Origin of the sequence: Rudanella paleaurantiibacter (assembly GCF_009184635.1) — a bacterium.
Taxonomy (GTDB): Bacteria; Bacteroidota; Bacteroidia; order Cytophagales; family Spirosomataceae; genus Rudanella; species Rudanella paleaurantiibacter.
Genome location: NZ_WELI01000003.1, coordinates 201,980 through 219,331 on the forward strand (window position 1 = coordinate 201,980; position 17,352 = coordinate 219,331).

Sequence of the window (17,352 nt, forward strand, 5' to 3'; positions counted from 1 at the left end):
AAAATAACCCGAACCGGGGAGCAGTCACTCCCCGGTTTTTTTGTGCCTACTTAGTCTACCGAAGCGCCCAGCTGACTCAGCAGCTTGGTCAGTTTTGGGGTCATCTCGAAGTCCTCGCCCCGCAATCGCATAATGGCCAGTTCTTTCATTTTCGACTCAAACACAATATCAACCTCTTTCCCGTACGTATTGGCCGGGGCATACAGCCAATCGGCATGGGCTTCGCGCCGGGCCTTGGGGTCTTCGCGCTCCTGCCGCGAGTCGGAGTAGTGAAATACGGGCCGCACATCCCAGGTGTTGTAGGCCATCAGAAACGCTTCCTCTTGGGTTTGGCCGTCGGGGTGGAGCGAGTGATGGAAATAATCGAACACAATCGGGATACCAATATCCTCATGCAAGCCGAGCAAATCCCGTACCGAATAGAGCGATGTCCGGTCGTCGTTCTCAACCGTCAGCCGGGCCCGCAGGTTTTCCGATAGCTTCCGGAAATTATCGGCAAACCGGCTGAGCGTAGCGGCTTTATCGCCGTAGGTTCCGCCCGCATGAATATTGATCTTGTTCCAGTGCGAGGGCGTCAGGCCCATCAGATCAAACAGTTCCGAATGGTATTCCAGATCGGTGATGGTATTGGCAAGCACCTTGCCCTGACCCGCCAAATGATTGAACGGACCGGGATGAACCGTCAGGCGGATTGGGCGGCTGCCAATTTCTTCCAGCACGGCCCGAATCTCGACATAGTCGGGCAACTGACCGATTCGGTACTCCGAAGCCCACGGAAACAGGTCGGAGGTGACGCGGAACAGCCGGAAACCGTGCGTCAGGTTCCAGTCGACCACTTTCAGCAAATCCTGTACGTTTTGCAGAGCTAGCTGCGACGCGTACTGAATGCCTTTTTCGGTGAATGTTTTCTTGATCATCCCCCGGGTTGTGGTGATCTTCTCGGCCTGCAAACTCAGGTTAATACAGGCATAGCCAACGTTAAGTGGGGCAGTTATCATATTCAGAAAACAAGGAACAAATACCGGTGGTTTGAAGAGTTGACCGTTCGTTCGAAAGTTTTTACCCTGAATTGACACATCCGGGCCGGTTCGTTAACTTGCTTTCCTTCTTTTCACGGTCTTTACCATTCGCCCGCCTGCTTGCTGGCAGCCCGCGAATTTTAACTAAGACAACCCATGGGCGAACTGACCCGTACACAATTGAGCGAGATGGCTCAGGTATGGCGCGAAATGGCGCGCAACCTGAGTGTGTACCAGGCAAGCCACTGGACCGAACTGAGTACCGTTCAGCATTATGACCTGAACGCCTACCAAAACAGCCTGCTCACCCGGGCGCAGGAAATCGACGAGCGGACGTACCTGCTCCTGAATGAATCACTCGAAACCATACTAAACCGGTCGATTCAACTCGTCGATCAGGCAGCCCACGCCCTACACACTACCGACGAACAGGCCAAAGCCCTCAACATGGGTGCATTGACCGTGGCCCTGGCCGCTGGCCTGTACCGCAACAATGTATCGAGTGTGCAGCTTGCTCTCTCCGAACTCACCAACCTGACCCGACCCGTTTCGGTACGACGATAAAAAGCAGCCCAATTCAACCGGCCATTTTTGGCGATTGGAATTTGGCGTTGTAGTTTGCCGACGGGCCCGGCAGAGACGAACCGTCAGCTGCCCGGAGAGCCTTCCTATTTGTATGCCGCATACCTTTCACATCGTCGATGTATTCGCCGAGAAAAAGTACCAGGGAAACCAGTTAGCCGTTTTTGAGCACACGGGTGACCTGAACACCGAGCACATGCTCGCCATAGCCCGCGAAATCAACTTCGCCGAAACAACCTTTATTGATACCCGCAGCCTGAGCGAAAACGGGGCCAATGTGCGCATTTTTACGCCCGACCAGGAGTTGCCTTTTGCGGGGCACCCTACGCTGGGTACCGCCTACGTACTGCGTAAGCACCTCCTTGCGGGCAAGCCCCGTCAACTGGTGCTGAATCTGGGCGTGGGGCCCATTCCGGTCACCGCCGAGGAAGATGTGCTGTGGATGGAACAGAAACAGCCCACCTTTGGCAACCGGTACGAAGCCGCTGAGGTAGCCGGTTTTCTGGGCATCCCTCCCACCGATATTTTATCTGACTTTGCACTGGAAGAGGTATCGACCGGGATTCTGTTTCTGATTGTACCGGTCCGGTCGCGGCAGGTGCTGCATGATATGGTCCCCGATACGGCCGCTTTTCTGGCCTTTTTACAGCAACATAGCCGCCATTTGGGGGCTGTTCGGATGGGGTGTCTGGTGTTTACCACCGAGACGTACGAGCCGCAACACGACGTATCGTGCCGGATGTTTTACCCCATGAATGCCTCCGTGATTGAAGATTCGGCGACGGGGAGTGCCAATGGGTGTTTACTAGCTTATTTGCTGAAGCACCGGGTGCTGAACAACCCGACGCTGCGGCTCCGTGTAGAGCAGGGTTACGCGATTCCGAGGCCCTCGCTCCTGTATCACCACGGGGAGTTACGGCCGAATGGTGATTATCTGCTTCGGATTGGTGGCAAAGTGCAGCCTGTGGCCCGTGGGCAGTGGGATGCCTGAGCTTAGTAGTTATAGACCTGCCGGGGCAGGGTTACGGTTTCGAGCCAGTAGGTACGAAGTGTCCGAAAGTACTGCAACCACTGTTCGAAGTCGAGCGGCTTGGCAATGTACGAGTTGGCACCAAGGGCATACGACCGCTCGATGTCTTCATCGACATTCGAAACGCTTAATACCACCACCGGCAACCGACGCCGAATGGGATACTCTTTTATTCGCTGCAACAACTGCCATCCGTCTTCGGCGGTGGGTAGGTAGAGGTCCAGCAGAATCAGACGGGGCAGATCACGGCCATTTTCGACACAATCGTTGAGATAAGCCATGGCATCATCAGCCCCTGATACGCAGACGGGCTCAACAGTAGGCATGGCCTGCTGAAGAGCATACCGAATAAGGACTTGCTGATCGAGGTTATCTTCAATAACCAAAACGGTGGGCATTCGGTCTCGACTGGTGGAAGGCACAATAAATCGTTTAAAGGTTTTATGACACATAGGGCCGTCAGGGCGGTGGGTGCTAAAAACGGCTGAGGTCAAATTTACGATAAAAATATCGCTATTCAGACCCTTCGGTTTTCGGCAATTACCGGGGTACTACCCGTATCGTAGACAGCAACCGTTCCATCAATACACATGTTATTACCCAAATGTTTGCTAACCTTCGCAACCAACCCGTTGTTTAAGAGTTAGTCAGCTTTTTGTCACCATTTATTAACTATGTCAGCACCATTGGCGGGTAGCCCTTCTTTGGCCGACTTGGGCGCCTATCTGCTTACCCATAAAGACACAATTCTGCACAACTGGTGGGACGCCTGCCTCCGCGACACAAACCTGCGGGCGGGCCTGATGCTCTCACCGGATGAGCAATGGGGCCGCATCCCCGACCTACTGGCCACCCTGGCCCAACGCATGGAGGCACAGGCCGCTCTCAACCTGCCCAACCAGTTGATTTCCGAGTTACTAAGCCAAACACAGGCCGAACCCGATGGACTTGCCGAGGAACACGGCCTTCACCGCTGGCAAAAAGGGTACACTCTTCAGGAGTTAATGGGCGAGATTGCGCACCTACATCAGTGCATTACGCATCAGGAAAAGGATTTCTGGGCTAATTACCCCCTTACAGAGCCCGCCCTGTTGCTCGAAGCCGGCCAGATTACCGCCCGGCTGATCCACGAGCTCATTAGCGGCAGCGTCGGTCAATACCATACGCTGCAAAAGCAGATGGCCGCCGACCGGGCCTCCAAACTACAACAGAGCCTCAACGGCCTGAACGACCTGATCCGTCAGCGTAGCAACCTGCTGCGGATGGCCTCGCACGACCTGAAAGGCAGTTTTGGTATTATGAGCGGGGCAGCTTACCTCCTCGACCAACCCGACAACTCGGAACAGGTGCGTACGCAGATGCTCCAGATGCTTCAACGAAACCTGTCGAAAGTAACGGGTCTCTTAACGCAATTGATGGACCTCGCCCGGCTCGAAGCGGGCCATGAGGTGCTGTACCTCGAAGAATTCGACGCGGCTCAACTGCTGCACCGGGTTGCCGAAAGTGTACAAACGTATGCAGGGGAGCGTAACCTGTATCTGAGCCTGCTCGGCCCCGAAAAGCTACCCGTCCGAAGCGATAGTGTGAAGGTGCAACGCATCGCCCAAAACCTGCTTCTAAACGCCCTCAAATACACAGCCACGGGTGGTGTAACACTGAGCTGGGGCATCGAAAATGATGCCTGGTGGCATTTCACCGTCACCGACACCGGTCCCGGCCTGGGCCAGGCCCTGAACACCCCGCACAAACCCGGCCGGGGCGAAGGGCTGGGCCTCCATATTGTGAAGCTGCTCTGTAGCTTGCTCAAAGGAAAAATGGCCGTGGACAGTCAGGCTGGAGTAGGTACATCATTCCGAATTATGCTGCCCACCCAATACTCCCCCACCGACGACATAAACCGAGAGGTAAAAAGTTAGGTGTGAACAGTCAGAGGGTATGTAACAGAACCGGGGCCAAATTCGATTGGGCCCCGGAATAGGGGGCATTTACCATTTCCTAATTTTTTTAACACGTTTTATGCAACTCCGCGCCTGGTTGCATCGTCTTTCTGTGAGCAAACAGACTGCTTAACTATCTTTTTAGTTTTTTTAACTATTTTTTTCGTTATTTAACAATCAGTTACACATCGAGTACTTACTTTTGCCCTGCTCGTTTAGCACACCTTTACCTTTTCGTTTATGAAATACTTTATACTCACGGGCTTACTATGCCTGTTGATGACGGGCGTGTTTGCCCAGTCGGCTCCGGCCCGCTTCAACCTATTGGGCAAAGCCGTCGACACGAGTGCGGTGGCGCTCAACGGGGCAACAGTAATGCTTCTTACGCCCAAAGACTCGGCACTTGTCAATTTCACCCGCACCTCCGAAACCGGCGCCTTTCAGTTCAAAAACCTGAAACGCGGCACCTATCTGCTCAAGATTTCGTACGTCGGCTCGATTCCGTTTAACCGCACCATTGCCCCACCCGACGGCAATGAGCTGGACCTGGGCGAGCTGAAACTGAAGCCCATCACGAAAGAGCTGTTTGAGGTTGTGGTGAAAACGGCCCGCGCTCCGCTGACCATCAAGGGCGACACCATCGAGTACAACGCGGCTACCTTCAAGGTGCCCCCCGGCTCCACGGTGGAAGAACTGCTACGCAAGCTTCCCGGCGTACAGGTCGATCAGGAAGGAAACATCCGGGCGCAGGGGCAGGAAGTAAAACGCGTGACCGTAGACGGCAAGAGCTTTTTTGGCAGCGACCCCAAAATGGCCACCAAAAACCTGCCCGCCGATGCAATCTCGAAAGTGCAGGTGTTCACCGACAAAAGCGAACAGGCTAAAATCACCGGTGTGGACGACGGCAAAAAAGAGAAGACCGTAAACCTCGAACTAAAAGACAACTTTAAGAAAGGGGGCTTTGGCAAACTGGTAGCTGGGGGCGGCAGCGACTTAGTACCGGACCGCGATAACCGGGCCCGGGGCGAAATAAAGGGTAACTACAACAAGTTCGACACGAAACAGCAGTTTTCGGTGATTGGCCTCGCCAACAACACCAACCAAACCGGACTATCGTGGAACGACTATCAGGATTTCCGGGGCAGCAACTCGTTTAACTGGAACGACGAAGCCGATTTTGGGTTCAACGGAGGGCGGTTTATCATGTTTGGCGACGACCAGGAAAGCCTCTCGATTCCGGTGACGGGCGGCCGGGGTCGAGGTTTCTCGGATAATCAGGCCGGGGGTGCCAACTACAATTACGACACCAAGAAAACCAAACTCAGCAGCAACTACTACTACAGCCGCACCCGTTTATCGCTCGATGCCCTTCGCTCGCGCGAGAACTTCCTGCCGGGTGACCTCTCGATTCTGACCGCCGACACCAGCGGCCAAATCAACGCCAACTCGAACCACCGGGGTAGCATCCGGTTCGAGAAATCGCTCGATTCGATGAGCACCCTTATTTTCCTGAACAACAGCCGATTTGGCACCAATAGCGGCTTGTTGCAGGCCGAACAGAGTCTGTTCCGAAACGGTGAGACGCTCACAACCCGCAACGTTCGTAACAACACCAGCTCAGGGCAGTCGCTCGGCATGGCCAACACCTTGCTGTTCCGGCGGAAGTTTAAAACCAAAGGCCGCAACTTTGCCGCGTCGGCGTCAATTCTGACCAACACCTCAGAAAGCCAGCTGGATTTGAACACCTCTACCCAGTTTTTCGAGAGCTCTCGGGCAACCCTCGCCCAACGGCAAGACCAGCGTACCAACAGCGTCAGCAACGAATACAAAGCCAGCCTGCTGTTTACGGAGCCGTTCAAAAAGAAATTCTTCTGGGAGAGCTTTTACAATTTCAGCCTCCGGCGCGACGTAGCCGACCGCGATGTGTACGACCGTATGCGCGAAGGCAGCACGGGTCAGATGCCCCGGCTCGATTCGCTCAGCCTGTACTACGAGAACAACTACCTGTATAACCGGCTCGGTACGAGTGTCCGGTATTCGCACAAGGGCATTAACCTGACAGTGGGAGCGGCTGCGCAGCGGTTCGATCTCGACGGGGAGTACGCCAACGATCAGTCTTTGTTCCTGCGGTCAAAAATCAACCGGACGTTTATGAATATCATTCCGTCGGTGGGGCTTAACTACGATCTCAAAAACAACCGCTACCTCAATTTCAATTATAGCGTTAACACGCAGATGCCCTCCGCGCGCGATTTGCAGCCTATCGTCGACAACTCAAACCCGTTGTTTATCCGTCAGGGAAACCCCAATCTGCTGCCGTCGCAGGCCCATAATCTTTGGGGTGGGTTCAGCTATTTCAACCCCGGCAGCTTCACCAATTTCTGGGGTAATATCAACTACAACTATTTCACCAATCAGGTTGTGTATAACCAGGTTATCGACCCAACCACGCTCGTGACTACCACCCGACCTGAGAATATTTCGGGCGGTTTCAACGTGGGCGCGTACACCAACTTTAGCTTCCCGTTGAAGAAAACAAAGTCGAATCTGGGCTTTGGTACCAACACCAGCTACGGCGAAAACCTGCTGTATATCAACCAGGTACTAAACACAAGCAAGAACCAGAATTACACATTCCGCGCCCGTCTCGACCTCACCCCGGTCGACTGGTTTACGCTGTACGCCAACGGGGAGTGGGGTATCCAGAAGGTAAACTTCTCGGTCGATACGCGCCAGAACCAAACCATTTACAACTACACCTACGGGGGCGAAATGAACATCCGGCTACTGGGCGATTTTTACATCAACAGCAACCTCAACTACCGGGTGTTTATCAACGAGCGCTTCGGGTTCAACCAGCACGTTCCGATCCTGAACGCGTCGGTTTACAAAATTCTGGGCAAAGAAAAACGTTGGGAAATTCGGGGGACGTTGTACGATGCGCTTAACCGCAACCTCGGCGTAAACCTGTCGGCGTTCCAGAACTTCGTGACCAACGAGCGGGTACAAACCATCTCGCGCTACGGTATGCTCACGCTCACGTACAACATGCGGGGGGTAAAAGCCCAGATGAAACGGCAAGGCTTTTAATTGAGTGAATGAGCGTCACAATACGAACATCAATCTGCCCGTCAGTGCCCCCTCCTGAATTCAGGAGGGGGTTGGGGGTGGTCAACCAACCAAACTATGCTTAAACCCATTCTTCTCCTTCTGCTGACTACCTCGCTTGCCTTCGCGCAGAAGACCGAGGGCATCGTGACCTACGAGCGCAAATCACACTGGACAAAAATCATTGCGCGGCTCCCCTTTCTGAGCCGGGAAGAAAAAGACCGGGCCGCCATGACCTGGAAAAACGACGATGAAGACAAGGTAAAAATGAAGCTGCTGTTCAGCGAGAAAGGCAGCTTATTCACCTACGAGAGCGAGCAGGCCCAAAGCGACGACGGTCGTTGGTCGTGGCGGCAAGACGATTATTTTATCAGCCGCAACTTCGAAAAAGAGACCATGACGGACATTATCGAGACGCTCGGCAAAACGTACATCATTGAAGACTCCCTGCGCACGCCGGTCTGGAAAGTGATGAATCAGATCAAAGACGTAAACGGCTATGTGTGCATGAAAGCCGAAACCACAGACCCGATCCGGGGCCAGAAAATTGCCGCCTGGTTTTCGCAGGACATTCCCGTGCCGGCGGGGCCAGAGCGGTACTTTGGCCTGCCCGGCCTCATTATGGAGCTGGACATCAACGAGGGCGACGTGATTCTGGAAGCAGTGAAAGTAGAGTTTAAGCCTGTGGGGAAGGAACTGGCTTTGCCTAAAGCGAAGGGTAAGAAAATAAAGGAAACCGAGTACGAGTCGTTGCTCACAAAACACATCAATGACAGTATCAAGGCCAACCGAAACCCGTACTGGGCCATCCGGTACTAAGCCCGGCTGACTAAAACCACGTGCCACGGGGCCGCTCTGCTAATCAGAGCGGCCCCGTGCTGTTCAGCAACCGGCTAAACCAGTGCCCGGATGCTTTCACAGTGCGCGCCTGTGTCCGAAAATCGACATAAACCAGCCCAAAACGCGGCCTGAACCCTTCGGCCCATTCAAAATTGTCGAGAAACGTCCAGACGAAGTACCCCTCTATCGGCACCCCCTCCGACCGGGCCCGCCGGGTTTGCAACAGGTAATCCTGATGGTATTGAATGCGGGCTGGATCATCGACGACGCCCTTTACGAGCCCATCGTAAAAGGCCGCTCCACTTTCCGAAATATACAGTTTCCGTACCCCTTCGTACTGCGCAAATTGTTTCAGAATTCGGTACATACTCTCGGGGTACACCTCCCAGCCCATTTCGGTGAGTTGGGGCACCTGCCGCCGGAGCGGAGTCACCTCTCGCGCCCACAGATACGGCATGAAATACGTATGCTCCACTACAGCCCGGAAGTAGTGTTGCAACCCAATAAAATCGAAGTCGAACGCCAGCCGTTCGGCATCGCCGGGCAGGGTGTACTTCTGGGCGATTCCTTTCAGAAAAGGCAGATCGGCTACAGGGTAGCCAAGGCCGAGCGCGGGCTCGATAAACAACCGGTTCATGAGGGCATCGACCCGGCGGGCGGCCCCGGCGTCGCGCACTGAGGCCGTGAACGGCTCTACCGGCGAACAGGAAAACGTAGTACCCACCTCGGCACCGGGCACATTCTGCCGCACCACCCGGCCTCCTTCAGCCTGCGCCAGAGCCACATGGTGAATTACCGGCAGGAGGCTCCAGATACCCCGCCGACCGGGTGCGTGCTGGCCCGTGCAGTACCCCAGCACCGAAAAAGCCAGGGGCTCGTTCAGAATGATCCAGTGCTTTACCTTATGACCAAATGCGCGGGTACAAACGTCGGCAAACGCCCCGAACCACTCGACAATCTGCCGATTGCGCCAACCACCCCGATCTTCGAGGGCCTGCGGCAAATCCCAATGGTACAACGTAATCCAGGGCGTAATGCCCAGCGCCAGACAATGGTCGATCAGGCGGTCGTAAAAGGCCAGACCAGCCTCGTTGACGACACCACCCTGCCCCGGTCCTATCCCCATCGGCAGTATCCGCGACCACGACAGCGAAAACCGAAAATGCGAAAACCCCAGAGCCTTGTGGAGGTGCAGATCGGCCTCGTACTGGTCGTAAAACAAACAGGCGAGGTCGGCCGTATCACCTGTTTTGATTTTACCGGGCTGGCGCGAAAATGTATCCCAGATCGAGGGGGCGCGCCCATCCCGGTCTACCGCCCCTTCGATCTGAAAAGCAGCGGTGGCCGTACCCCAAATAAAGTCGGGGCCAAAGTCGGCTTTTTGCAGTATCGGCTGTGCGTGCGTAAGTGTCGACAAAATAGGTAAGGGTTTTCTGTCTAACGCATCCTGTACCCAAATCGATTGCACGTAACAAAATGGTAATGAAGGCTACCTTCCCCATTAAGCCTCGGTTGGGAGCAGGGCAGCCAGATCCAGCTCGGCTGCTGGGGTGGTATCGGCTTTGAGAACCCGCTGCATATACGCGAGGGCCGCCCGTGTATCGTCGGGCGAACCAGCCGCGACACAATCGGTCGGCACGTTCAACCGAAAATCACGCATGTAAGCATCGTTGGCCGCAAACAACACGCAGAGATCGGCGCTGATACCGGTCAGAATGAGCCGCTCAGCGTTGAGGTATTCGAGCAGGGCATCGAGGGTGGTGGCGTAAAACGCCGAATGCTTGGGTTTGAGCACCACGTAATCGTCGGCTTCGGGTTTGAGGAGCCGCACCACCGGCTCTCCGCGCACACCATCGTGCAGGCAGTGGTTCACTACGTCATTTATATCAGACTGCCACCGGCCAAAATTATCATTGACATACACCACCGGGATCTTCAGCGCCTTGGCCTGTTTCTTCAGTTGTTTTATCTGCCGGGCTGCGGCCAGCGTGGGTTCCAGAAACTGCGGGCCTTCGGGAAACTCCAGGTCGTTGAGCATATCGATGATGAGCAATGCCACCGGCGAATTGTCGGGCGCGTTGCCGTGCAGATCGTCATTTAAGGTTGCCATACGGTTGTCGTGCGGTTAACTGAGGTTGTTGAGTAGTCCCTCTTCAACAATTTCACCCCATAATTTCCCCAGCCACCCGCCCAAAAAAGAGTTTACGGGCTACTTTAAAGTTGTTTATAGTTTAGCGTTTATAGTTTGAAACAGCCTCACCTTTAGCTGGTCTGACGCAGGCGGCAAGTCATACCCTGCCACAAACCCAATTTCGTCCGCCTATCCGGGTCTCGAATCCGTTTATACAATTGAGCACATCGCCCTTACTTTTGGGTGAGAATTTTGTAGTCACTATCCGAAAACCACATGCCTGCTACCCCACTCTACGATACACATGCGCTGGGCGAACTGTCGGTCTGGCAACACCAGATGCGTCAGCCGCCTTCGCTGGCTAACCGGCTCTCCAAAGGGCTGCAAAACCGGGTTAACCGACTTATTCCCCAACGGGTGCACGACCTGATTACGGGGGCCATCAAACACATGACACGAGCCGTTTTGGCCGGGTCGGAGTTTACGGCCCCATCGCCCTCGGCCGAAATACGACTCGAACGAAAAGAAGAGGCTGTTCGGAACCGGATCGTATGGTACAAACGGGTGGGCGCGGCCGAAGGGGGCGTAACCGGCGCGGGAGGAATCTTGCTCGGCCTGGCCGACTTTCCGCTGCTTCTGAGCCTTAAAATGAAGATGCTCTACGACATTGCGGCCCTGTACGGGTACGACGTGAGCGATTACCGCGAACGGCTCTTTGTACTCCATATTTTCCAGCTCGCGTTTTCGAGCCAAGAGCGCCGACAGGCCGTTTTTGCCCATATGGAGCAATGGCATGAGTTTGCCGCCACCCTTCCCGATGATATCCATCAGTTCGACTGGCAAACGTTTCAGCAGGAATACCGCGACTATATTGACCTCGCCAAACTGCTTCAGCTTGTACCGGGCATTGGGGCCGTGGTGGGCGTGGTGGCCAATTGGCGTCTGCTCGACCAACTGGGCGAAACCGCCATGATGGCCTACCGTATGCGTTGGGCGAGCAAGCGGGCTATTGAGTAGTTAAGGCTGAGGGGCATCGGGCAGGGTATCGCCCACGAGCAGGGCCGCTTCGTGCACCAGCTCGGTTGCAACCAGCTCATCCGTAACGGCTTCGATGTACTCATCGATAGCCTCCACGGCTTCATCGGCCAGCAGGGGTTTGTCGGCAGACATACCCAACAACATCCGGCCTACATAGAGCAGATTGAGCGAAAAACGCAGGGGCGGCAACTGGGCGCTGTGCCGGGTGTTGGGTTCGGTTTCCATGGGTACAGAGAAAACACGGTCAGGCCCGCTTCCGTTCGGTCAGCACCCGAACCGTAACGAGCAACTGCCCTAAATGGCGCATAGTGTGCTCAGCCGAATGCACCAGCAAGCCCAGCACGGTGGAGGGTAAACCCGCCCGACCTACCCCCCGAAACTCGGTGAGTGTACCTTCGTCGGTGGCCCGCAACTGCACCAGCGCCCGGTCGACCTGCGTATTGAATGCCTCGACCAATTCACCCACCCGAACCGTTTCGTCTGGTTTCCCCTCAGCGGCTAAGTAAGCCAGTTGGTCGGGCGTGAGCCCCTCGGCACGGGCGTAGGTGAGCAACCGGTCGAGAACGCCAGTCAGGTGTTGCAGGTGAAACCCAGCGGAGGCCAACCCCGCCGGGCGCTCCCACAACAAACTATCCGGAAAATCGGCCATCAACTCGTTCAATTCTTCCCGGGCTTGCAAGAGCGCGTGGGCAACCGGCTGGAGAAAGGCCGACACATGGGGTAATGCCCCCCGGAGCCATACTTCGGGCATGATGTTCAGTTTTAGAGCAATGTGAATGCGGGTTCAGTACTGGCCATTAGATGTTAGATGTGTTGAGTGATAAGGTTGTTCTCCTTTTGGCTATCCTGTACAACCACTGCCAGGGTCTTCGACCACTGGCAGGGTTTAGGTTGCTCACTCCATGCCAGTGGTCGAAGACCCTGGCAGTGGTTCCTTGCGAGAACAACCTTATCACCCAATACAGTTAGACATTAGACCTGACTACAGAATGGTAGTAGGTCTAACGTCTAATGTCCAACATCTAATGTCCAGTTTAGATTTAGGCTTGCAAGATACTGCTTACTACAAAAACATAGAACAAGTTACCCTCCAGACGGTCGTCTCCGTCCCAGCATTCGTCAGACCGTCTGATTATTTTTCTGGGCTGCCTGATCCGTCAAAGTTGTCAGCACCGACTGGCTGATGGGTGTTTCCTTACCCGCACCAAATGCCCGTTGGTTACCCTCCAGGCTCGGAGCCGGGTCGGGCAGTAAGTCGTTGATGAGCGTCAGGGTTTCGGCCATGAGACTGGGCGACAACCCCTGCAAGGCCGTACCCACTTTGGCCATCACGGTCACCACCCGCTCGGCCTCGCCATGTCGGCAGGCATCAATAATCTGGCTCGCGCAGTCTTCGGCGCTGGTGGTCAGGCCCGGCAATGAGTCCCCGATTTTAAACCAGGCGTACTCTTTTTCGTGCTGCCCTTTCACAATGGCGTTGCGCGGGCTCCCCGTCCGAATCAGACCGGGGCAGATGGTCGTTACGAATATACCGTCGCGTTTGAGTTCGGCCCGGATACTCTCCGAAAAGCCCACCAACGCAAATTTGCTTGTTACATACGGCGAAAGGTGCGGAGCCGCCACCTTCCCCCCAAACGAGGCTACATTGACAATACGGCCCGCCCGACGTTGGCGCATATCGGGCAGTACGGCCTGAATCATGTGGTAAGCCGCCCAAAAATTAGTCGCCAGCGCATCTTGGTAGTCTTCTTCGGCCGCATTGGCAAACGGCGTGACCATAATAACCCCGGCATTGTTAATCAGCACATCGACCGCCCCCCCATCGGCGCGGGCTGCCGATACGAAAGCCGTAATATCCGCTTTGTCGGTCAGGTCACATTCGTAGGTAAACACCCGGCCACCCTGTTGCTCCAGCTCGGTTCGGGCGCGGTCGAGTTCGTAGGGGTCACGGGCACAGATCGACAGGTGCGCGCCCTCGGCTACCAGCTGACGGGCCAGAACCAGGCCCAGCCCCCTCGACCCACCCGTGATGATGACGTGCTTACCGGCAAAGTCGATCTTACGGCTCTGACGCATCACGGCCCGACTGGCCAGTACGGCCCCGAGGCCCGCCAGGCCCCAAAGCAGGGCTGTCTTGTTGGAGGATAATGCCATACGAATAGAGGAGTTAGTGTACGACTCCAACCCCGGCATCAGGCTATTGTTTGCTTTTCCGTACGTACGGAACCGGGCAGGCTATACAGTAAAATTATGGCCCATGATGTTAACAGTACGGTTATATTTGCCACCAACACGCTCGATTCATCCCGATCAATCCCGCCTGTCGAGGTATCATCCATCCTGATGAAACCCACCCGGTTATGGACTACGAGCGATGAATTGACCAACTATTCTGTACGTCTGAATGAAAAAAATCATGTTAGCCCTGTGCGCTTTACTGAGCATACAGGCTTACGCGCAAGGCCCCGTCTCGACCCGTATCCGGAGCGGCCTCGATGTCGGGTTTGCGTTTAAAAAAGATAATTACGCCCCATCGCTCACGTATTTTCAGCTGATGAACATCGGCCGAAACAAAGTAATTTCGGTCGGCTGGACTTCCCGGCTGGCCAAGTTTTACGGCGACAATCTGAACCTGTACACGGCCCCGGCCAGCCTTACCCGCGGCAAAACGGGTTTCGAAGCGCTGGGCGCACCACTTACCCCGGCTACTATCGATACGGCCCGGTTCGATTTCATCACCAACACCTCGCTCAATTTCGGAATCCGGGTACAGGTGCAGCTTGGCCCTGTTGAACTGGGCGGCAGCGCCGACCTTTTCGGCCTGACGTTCGGTAAAACCCGCGTAGGGCGCATGATTGCCTCGGCCGGTGCGTATAAGGTGGAGAGTAGCCGCGCCGGCGTCGACTCGCTCGTGTACTTTACAGGCGATAACCGCTTGCAGTCGTTTAAACCAACGCGGGGTAGTGTACGCCTGCTGGGCGACAATGATATTGGCAACCTGGCCGCTGAACTGTACGCCCGCGTTCGGGTAGGACAACGGCTCAGTATCAAAGGCGGCTACCAGTGGCAAACGGCCGAGATGAGCCTCCGCGACATCCGCCCCATCGACGGCAACCGCCGTTTCCGCCATCGCACCGGTATGCCCTTCGTCGCAGTAACGTTTCCGTTTTTTAATTAACGTGAGTTATAGATAATACGCACCTCTAAATCTCTGTTCTACAAGTAGTTACTGACGTTTGTACCTTCGACAGGCTCAGGCTGACGGGCAGCTCACAAGTTTGCGGTCAGCCTGAGCCTGTCGAAGGCCCTGGCGTTAGCCATTATGTATAATTCACGTTAATTAAAGAGAAAAGGAGTAAGGGGAGGAAAGTGCTAATAACCTTCACCTCCCCTTACTCCTTTCCTCCTTTTCTCCCTCTACTCCTTTCTCAACTATTCCACCGGCTTCAGGTCGAAGTACGTTTCGTAGATCGCGTTGCCGACTTCGTTGCAGCGAGTCTGGAAACGGTCGAGATATTGGTGGAGTCCGGTTTTAAGAATATCCGTAGTCTCGGTGAATTCAATTTCGGCCCGGAGCTTACTCATCATACGCTCGGCCGGATTGGTGTAGCCGTTGGCCGCGTTGTTCGATGAGATTTCGTAGAGCGACAGCTCGGCCTGCCGGATGCAGTGCGCCACCGCCCGCGGAAAGAGCTTATCGAGAATCAGGAAATTAATAATGTTTTCGGGGGTCAGATGCCGGTGCTGCTGCCGGTACATATTGTAGGCCGACACCGACTTGAGCACCGACGACCAGATCATCAGGTCGAGCGTTGAGCCGTCTTCGTCTTCGGGGAAGAGCGTAAAGTACTTCACATCCAGAAACCGCGACGTTTTGTCGGCCCGCTCCAGAAACCGGCCCAGCCGCCCGAAATGCCAGGCTTCGTTGCGGGTCACGGTAGCGTCGATCACCCCATAAAATAACTGCGTGCCGTTGCGGACATCGGCCAGAAAATCCTGCATCCGGTTTTGCGGCCAATCGGTATGCTGGCTACCGGCATCGCGCACCATCAGGTACAACTGATTCAGGTTTTCCCACATCTCTTTCGAGATGGTTTCGCGCACGGTGCGGGCGTTTTCGCGGGCGTTGCTCAACGACGATACAATCGAGTTGGGGTTGCGCTTGTCAAACGTCAGGAACTCGATTACGTTCTCGCGCGAAGGCTCCGTGAAGTACTGGTAAAACAGGTAGTTGTCGGCCGTAGCGATCAACAAAGGCTCCCACTGCTGCGCTACGTTGGGGGGCAAATCGAGAGCCAGATTGAAATTAACGCTCATAAACCGGGCGTAATTTTCGGCCCGCTCCATGTAGCGGTTCATCCAGTAGATAGAGTTGGCAACGCGGCTAAGCATAATTTTAATGAGTGAATGAGCGATTGAGTGAATGAGCGAATGGCGTCAGTAAACTCATCTTTCCGACAAACGTTTCCTCTAATTTGAGCAAATAAAGCATAAAAAGCGGCTTTTCAAGCATTCACTCAATTGCTCATTCACCAATTCACTCATTAAATTGGGCCCACACCTTGGTGCCTTCGGTGCAGTTTTTACACATCTCGATCTCAGAGCGAGAGCGGAGGAGTGTTTGCCGGAAGTTGGTGTAGGCCGGGCTTTGCCAAAGTTCCCGGAACGATTGCTGCTGTAAATCGCCCAGCCGATGGTGGGCGTCTTTGTCGAAACAGCATGGCACCACCAGCCCGTCCCAGGTAATCACGCACGAATGCCACATTTTCCAGCAGTGGTTGTCCATACCGCTCTTAATCCGGTAGGTGCCGTCGGGTTGCGGGGCATAGCGGCTGTACTGGTCGAGGGTCGGAATGAGGTCATTGCCCTGCTCGTAATCGTAGATTTGGGCCGTTTTTAAGGCTACCTCGTCCACACCCAATTCACGGGCCAGCTGCCGTACCTCGGCAATCTGATGCTCGTTGGGCCGCACCACCAGAAACTGAAACACGATATGGGGCGTACGCGATTTGAGTTCTTTTTTCCAGCGAACAATCTGCCGCGTGCCTTCGATTACTTTCTCAAGCTTACCCCCTACCCGATACTGCTGATACACCTCCTGCGTGGTTCCGTCGATGCTGATAATGAGCCGATCAAGTCCCGACTCCACCGTTTTGCGGGCGTTGGCTTCGGTCAGGTAATGGGCATTAGTACTGGTAGCCGTGTAAATGTTGCGGTCGGCCGCGTAACGCACCAGTTCCAGAAACTGCGGGTGCAGGTAGGGCTCACCCTGGAAGTAAAAAATGAGGTAAAGCAGGGTTTCGTGCAGCTCGTCGATGGTGCGTTTGTACAGCTCCTCGCCGAGCATACCCGTGGGTCTGGTAAAGGAGCGTAGGCCGCTGGGGCACTCCGGGCAGCGCAGGTTGCAGGAGGTTGTGGGCTCAAACGAAATCGACATGGGTAACCCCCACGCTTCGGCACGGCCCGTCTGGCGCGACCGGTAGTAACTGGCCAGCACGTTGAGCGCGTTGCCCACCCGCCGGGGTGTCAGCTTCGACAGGAAGTTTAGGCCATCACGCAGGTTCCCGCCCAGAAAATCACTTCTCGAAAAAAGCTTAGTCACACGTTCAGCAAGGGCAATTGGCTTCGATTTATTGTGCACGAAGTGTAGTTTGAATTTGCGAACTC

General features: G+C 55.0%; 16 protein-coding genes. 7 read left to right on the forward strand and 9 right to left on the reverse strand.

Annotated features, from left to right (window positions below):
• Positions 1-50: 50 nt before the first annotated feature.
• On the reverse strand, positions 51-998 hold the full coding sequence (gene uvsE, locus F5984_RS09560; RefSeq protein ID WP_152124040.1) for a UV DNA damage repair endonuclease UvsE: 948 nt from the start codon (positions 996-998) through the stop codon (positions 51-53).
• A gap of 177 nt (positions 999-1,175) precedes the next feature.
• Between uvsE and F5984_RS09565 the strand changes: the two genes are divergently transcribed.
• Both F5984_RS09565 and F5984_RS09570 read left to right on the forward strand, forming a co-directional pair.
• The gene (locus tag F5984_RS09565) at positions 1,176-1,583 is read left to right on the forward strand and encodes a hypothetical protein (RefSeq protein ID WP_152124041.1); all 408 of its coding nucleotides are present in this window, start codon (positions 1,176-1,178) and stop codon (positions 1,581-1,583) included.
• A gap of 112 nt (positions 1,584-1,695) precedes the next feature.
• Positions 1,696-2,592 (forward strand): PhzF family phenazine biosynthesis protein, encoded by an 897-nt coding sequence (locus tag F5984_RS09570; protein ID WP_152124042.1) that lies wholly within the window; start codon positions 1,696-1,698, stop codon positions 2,590-2,592.
• Positions 2,593-2,594: 2 nt separating this feature from the next.
• On the opposite strand, the gene F5984_RS09575 is transcribed toward F5984_RS09570, so the two are convergent.
• The gene (locus tag F5984_RS09575) at positions 2,595-3,029 is read right to left on the reverse strand and encodes a response regulator (RefSeq protein WP_152124043.1); all 435 of its coding nucleotides are present in this window, start codon (positions 3,027-3,029) and stop codon (positions 2,595-2,597) included.
• 276 nt (positions 3,030-3,305) lie between these two features.
• On the opposite strand from F5984_RS09575, the gene F5984_RS09580 reads away from it, so the two are divergent.
• The 3 genes from F5984_RS09580 to F5984_RS09590 all read left to right on the forward strand — a co-directional run bounded on the left by F5984_RS09580 (position 3,306) and on the right by F5984_RS09590 (position 8,495).
• Entirely contained in the window at positions 3,306-4,547 is a 1,242-nt protein-coding gene (locus F5984_RS09580; protein WP_152124044.1) for a sensor histidine kinase, read from the forward strand.
• A 261-nt stretch (positions 4,548-4,808) separates the two neighbouring features.
• The gene (locus F5984_RS09585; RefSeq protein ID WP_152124045.1) at positions 4,809-7,658 is read left to right on the forward strand and encodes an outer membrane beta-barrel protein; all 2,850 of its coding nucleotides are present in this window, start codon (positions 4,809-4,811) and stop codon (positions 7,656-7,658) included.
• A 96-nt stretch (positions 7,659-7,754) separates the two neighbouring features.
• Positions 7,755-8,495, forward strand: coding sequence for a GLPGLI family protein (locus tag F5984_RS09590; RefSeq protein ID WP_152124046.1), 741 nt, complete (start codon positions 7,755-7,757; stop codon positions 8,493-8,495).
• Positions 8,496-8,538: 43 nt separating this feature from the next.
• On the opposite strand, the gene F5984_RS09595 is transcribed toward F5984_RS09590, so the two are convergent.
• Together F5984_RS09595 and F5984_RS09600 are read right to left on the reverse strand one after the other, a co-directional pair.
• Complete coding sequence (locus F5984_RS09595) at positions 8,539-9,933, reverse strand: GH1 family beta-glucosidase (RefSeq protein WP_152124047.1); 1,395 nt, start codon at positions 9,931-9,933, stop codon at positions 8,539-8,541.
• Positions 9,934-10,017: 84 nt separating this feature from the next.
• Complete coding sequence (locus F5984_RS09600) at positions 10,018-10,626, reverse strand: cysteine hydrolase family protein (protein WP_152124048.1); 609 nt, start codon at positions 10,624-10,626, stop codon at positions 10,018-10,020.
• A gap of 297 nt (positions 10,627-10,923) precedes the next feature.
• Between F5984_RS09600 and F5984_RS09605 the strand changes: the two genes are divergently transcribed.
• The gene (locus tag F5984_RS09605; RefSeq protein ID WP_152124049.1) at positions 10,924-11,664 is read left to right on the forward strand and encodes an EcsC family protein; all 741 of its coding nucleotides are present in this window, start codon (positions 10,924-10,926) and stop codon (positions 11,662-11,664) included.
• Here F5984_RS09605 and F5984_RS09610 read toward each other — a convergent pair whose 3' ends face one another.
• The 3 genes from F5984_RS09610 to F5984_RS09620 form a co-directional block, all read right to left on the reverse strand.
• A complete protein-coding gene (locus F5984_RS09610; protein ID WP_152124050.1) occupies positions 11,665-11,910 on the reverse strand; it encodes a hypothetical protein in 246 nt (81 codons plus the stop codon).
• Between the two features lie 19 nt (positions 11,911-11,929).
• On the reverse strand, positions 11,930-12,436 hold the full coding sequence (locus F5984_RS09615; RefSeq protein ID WP_152124051.1) for a DinB family protein: 507 nt from the start codon (positions 12,434-12,436) through the stop codon (positions 11,930-11,932).
• Positions 12,437-12,804: 368 nt separating this feature from the next.
• Entirely contained in the window at positions 12,805-13,839 is a 1,035-nt protein-coding gene (locus tag F5984_RS09620; RefSeq protein WP_152124052.1) for an SDR family NAD(P)-dependent oxidoreductase, read from the reverse strand.
• 250 nt (positions 13,840-14,089) lie between these two features.
• Between F5984_RS09620 and F5984_RS09625 the strand changes: the two genes are divergently transcribed.
• Complete coding sequence (locus F5984_RS09625; protein WP_152124053.1) at positions 14,090-14,863, forward strand: hypothetical protein; 774 nt, start codon at positions 14,090-14,092, stop codon at positions 14,861-14,863.
• Between the two features lie 254 nt (positions 14,864-15,117).
• On the opposite strand, the gene F5984_RS09630 is transcribed toward F5984_RS09625, so the two are convergent.
• Positions 15,118-16,077, reverse strand: coding sequence for an alpha-E domain-containing protein (locus F5984_RS09630; protein ID WP_152124054.1), 960 nt, complete (start codon positions 16,075-16,077; stop codon positions 15,118-15,120).
• 145 nt (positions 16,078-16,222) lie between these two features.
• Positions 16,223-17,257: an SPASM domain-containing protein gene (locus F5984_RS09635; RefSeq protein WP_152124469.1), complete on the reverse strand. Its 1,035-nt coding sequence runs from the start codon at positions 17,255-17,257 to the stop codon at positions 16,223-16,225.
• Positions 17,258-17,352: the final 95 nt, after the last annotated feature.